Below are 4,137 nucleotides of genomic sequence, written 5' to 3'. Positions count from 1 at the left end.
CTAAACCTGCACGTTTTTTCGACGCTGACCCTCAAAAAACACGGTTTTTCGACGCTCGACATGCTTTTTCGACGCTGACCCTCAAAAAACACGGTTTTTCGACGCTCGACCGCTGTATGCTGTTTTCGACGGCATGGCCATTTTTCAGGAGCGCACGGTTCCGGCTGAAGCACAACTGGCCGGTTGGTCAGCTCTCGCCGAGAGGTTTGCGGTGCCTGCGCCTGTGCGCCGCCCGAGCTGCGTCTCCGACCAGCACGTCAGCGGCAGCCAGCGTGAAGAGGGCGATTGGGTCGTCTTCGATAAGCGTTACTGGCAGGGTAACAGCTTTGCCGATCAACTGATCTTCGCCCTGCGTCACGAGCCCATCGATCTGCTCGTGCTCAAGCGCGTCTTCGAGGCCGTCCCACGGCAGGAAATGGAGGCGATGGTCCGCGCCGCGCCGACCGGAATTCCTGTTCGCCGCGCGTGGTTCCTGTACGAAGCGCTGATGGCCCGTACGCTGGACGTCGAAGATGCTCCGCGGGCCGCTGTCATCGACGTGCTTGACCCCAAAGCCTACTTCACCGGCCAGCCGCGTAGTTCGAAGCGCCATCGCGTTCGCGATAATCTGCTGGGCGCCGGGCGATTCTGCCCTGTGATCCGTCGTAGCAAGGCGCTGACGGAGTTCATCGAGTCCGATCTCTCCGCCCGAGCGCTGGAGACGGTGGGCCGCACGGGCGCGCATCTGGTGGCGCGCGCGGCCAGCTTCATGCTGCTGGCCGATAGCCGCGCCAGTTTCGAGATCGAAGGCGAGCGCCCTCCCCGCAATCGCCTGGAGCGATGGGGGCGCGCCATCCTGCAAGCCGGCAGGAACCGCCTGACGCTCGATGAAATCCTCCGCCTGCAACAAATCCTGATTGAGGACTCGCGATTTGTACACCCAGGGCTGCGAACCGATGGTGTGTTTCTGGGCGAGCGGGATCACAGCGGCGATCCGCTGCCCGAGTTCATCGGCGCGCGCCCGGCCGATCTTGACGATCTGATGGCCGGTTTGCTCCAGGCGAATGACCGCATGCGCGACGACGGACTCGACGCTGTCCTGAAAGCCGCCGCCACCTCCTTCGGCTTCGTCTACATCCATCCGTTCCAGGACGGCAACGGCCGCCTGCATCGCTGCCTGATTCACCACGTTCTCGCCGATCGGAACTTCACGCCGCCCGGCATGGTGTTTCCCGTGTCGTCCGTAATGCTCGACCGCATTAACGATTACCGCACAACATTGCAGGCCCATTCGGGTCCGTTAATGCCGTTCATCGCGTGGCGGCCGACGCCGGAGCGAAATGTGGAGGTCACGAACGACACCGCCGACCTTTACCGCTATTTCGACTGCACCGCCGAGGCCGAATTTCTGTATTCGTGCGTGCGACGAACGGTCGAGGAAGACTTGCCGCGCGAGATTGATTACCTGCGGCGGCATGACGACGCCATTCGCCGCATTATGGAAGTTGTCGAAATGCCGGATCGCCTGGCCGGGAACCTGGTCCTCTATATCCGCCAAAACAATGGCGTTCTTTCGAAAAGGCGCCGCGAAGGCGAATTCAACCAACTCCGCGAGGATGAAGTGGAGCTTATCGAAGGGATCGTGCGCGACGCGTTTGAGGGCTTCTTATCGGATAACCCCTCCGGTCGGATAACCCCTCCGGCCGCTCTTAGCTAAAGGAAGCAGCGCAGCCGCTGGCTCCGGCTCGGATGCCGCAGCTTACGCAAAGCCTTCGCTTCGATTTGACGAATTCTTTCGCGCGTAATCGCGAAGCTTTGGCCGACTTCTTCGAGCGTCCGCTCGCCCCCGTCGTCCAGTCCGAATCGCAGCCGGATAACTTTCTCTTCACGCGGCGATAATAGCTTCAGAACCTCCGCCGTCTGCTCGCAAAGGTTCAAGGCGACCATCCGGTCGGCCGGCGAAACGCCTCGTGGATCTTCGATGAACTCGCCGAGGTGCGATTCTTCGGCGTCTCCCACCGGCGTCTCGAGAGAGATCGGTTCCATAGCGACGCGCATCGCGCGGCGAACCTTCTGCAGCGGCAGAGCGGCGCGCTCAGCGATCTCCTCGCTGCTCGGCTCGCGGCCTAACTCTTGTACAAGTTGGCGTGACGTGCGGATCAGCTTATTGATCGTTTCGATCATATGCACCGGAATGCGGATCGTGCGGGCCTGATCCGAAATCGCGCGACTGACCGCCTGTCGCACCCACCAGGTCGCATACGTCGAGAACTTATAACCGCGGCGGTAGTCGAATTTCTCGACCGCGCGCATGAGCCCGATATTCCCTTCCTGAATCAAATCGAGAAACGCCAGACCGCGGCCGGTATAGCGTTTGGCGATGCTGACCACCAGACGCAGATTGGCGTGAGTGATCTCGTGCTTGGCCGATTCGGCCATGCGCGCCCCCGTTACCGCGCGGGCATGAGTGCGCCGCAATTCCGCGAACGACGCTCCAAATTGCTGCTCCAGAGCTTGCAGCCGTAGCGCGTACCCACGCTGTTCGCGGCGCGCGCCATTCCGAAGCTCACGGTCCGAAGCGCGCTGCAGCCGGCTGATGTCGCGGTCGAGAGGCCGCAGTTCATCGACGGCATCCCCGATGCGTTCCAGGAGTTGGTTGTAAACACCGCTCTGCAGTTTGCACGCGAGTATCACGCGCGAGATCCGGATGACGAGACGCGCGCAATTCCAGCGGAGGTGCAGGTGCTGTTTCGGCTTCATCCCGCGAGACACGATGGACAGACGCTGGCGCATCGGTGTGAGCCGCTTTTGCAGCCCCACGATCTCTTCGCAGGAGGCGCGGAAGGTGACGATGGCCTGCGACACCGTTTCTTCACTGGGTATCGGTTCTTGAAAAAGAATCACATCCCGCGCATCGACCGCGCCCGCCTCCATATCTTCGGCCAGTTGCAGGAATTCACGAACCACAAAAGGAGAACGCGCGAGTTGGCGGCGCAGCAGATTGTTTCCGCGTTCGATGCGTTGCGCGAGGAGTGTTTCGCGATCGCGCGTCAGCAGCGGAACGGCGCCCATCTCGCGAAGGTACGTCCGGACCGGATCATCGGCGCGCGCGGCAATTCCGGCGGAAAGACCCAGATCGCCAATATCGACAATGCCGTCGTCGTCCGGTTCGAGGTCGCTACCGTCGAAGCGGTTGGATTCGGGCGCGGACGGAGCATCGAGGTCCGCGAGAAGGATGTCGTCTAGCTCGTGAACAGGCGAGGCATCGCGCTCGGCGATGAAGCCGGAAATTTCGAAGAACGCCGAGGGCGTGATTCGGGACGCGACCAGACGGTCGTCATTCCGCTCGAACTGTTCTCCGCCCGTCACCAAAGGAACCGCGTTTTGAACTCCCGAAACGCAAGCTTGCGACGATTGCTCCATAAAGTCTACCTCAAAAAGTAATGCGTGAAAAGAGGTCGGATAGGGCCAGAGAAATTTGGATAAGTATTGTTGAGTTACGAAGCGCAGTTGCGGAAAACTCAAAAACCGTCGACGTCAATCCCAGCCTGGGCAAAAGCTTGTGCCCGATGCCGCCCCGGATCGCCCGGTGTTCGTATCTTCCCGAAAACTTGCTCGCATAGGAACCGGCGCCGGTTTGGGTTAATTTCCTCGGACATCTTAATTGAGTGCCTCCATTTCGACGAAATTCAGTTCCGCAACCAAGGATGAAAAGGGACCGTACAGCCCCACTCCGAGCCCGACCGAAAGGGAGGGTCGTCCGCTGTCAGCCGCGTTGACCCGATCCGGCTCGAAAGAGCCGCGACGGTCACGGAGCGGTTGCGCCGCGGTACAGCCCACGGGCTGCTAGTCCTGTTCACCCAACGTCTGGACGAACGCTTTCCCGTACGGGTAGAAGAGCTCCTTGCGGCCTTGCTGCCACGCGGCTTTCAACTCCGGCGTTGTGATGTCCCAGTCCGGCCGGCATTTTCGGGTAACGGCGCGGAGGTCCTGGCGGAGATCTTCCAGCGTGGGCCGGCCCCAGAACCAGTAGCCGTTGTAGACCTTGTAAACGATCAGACCGGGCTCCAGCACAATCGTGTGGGGAATCATGGGATTGTGGAGGGGATCGGTGTACTCGGCGATGTCGAGGTCCTTTTGAACGATGCGCCCGGCGTC

The 4,137-nt window shown here is 60.9% G+C and carries 2 protein-coding genes and 1 pseudogene; 1 reads left to right on the top strand and 2 read right to left on the bottom strand.

Annotation, left to right across the window (positions count from 1 at the left end; all coding sequences use genetic code 11):
- Positions 1-133: 133 nt before the first annotated feature.
- A complete protein-coding gene (locus H1Y01_RS01255) occupies positions 134-1,696 on the top strand; it encodes a Fic family protein (RefSeq protein ID WP_180538282.1) in 1,563 nt (520 codons plus the stop codon).
- On the opposite strand, the gene rpoD is transcribed toward H1Y01_RS01255, so the two are convergent.
- Positions 1,693-3,402, bottom strand: a complete 1,710-nt coding sequence (rpoD, locus tag H1Y01_RS19795) for an RNA polymerase sigma factor RpoD (protein WP_180538281.1) — start codon at positions 3,400-3,402, stop codon at positions 1,693-1,695. The two genes, H1Y01_RS01255 and rpoD, sit on opposite strands and share 4 nt — an antisense overlap.
- A 423-nt stretch (positions 3,403-3,825) precedes the next feature.
- Positions 3,826-4,137: pseudogene (locus H1Y01_RS01245) on the bottom strand (AhpC/TSA family protein); the annotation flags it as partial.

Origin of the sequence: Nevskia soli (assembly GCF_903970205.1) — a bacterium.
In the GTDB taxonomy this organism is placed as follows: Bacteria; Acidobacteriota; Terriglobia; order Bryobacterales; family Bryobacteraceae; genus Bog-113.
Note: the sequence above shows the minus strand (reverse complement) of the source record. Positions and strands in the feature narration are given on the sequence as shown.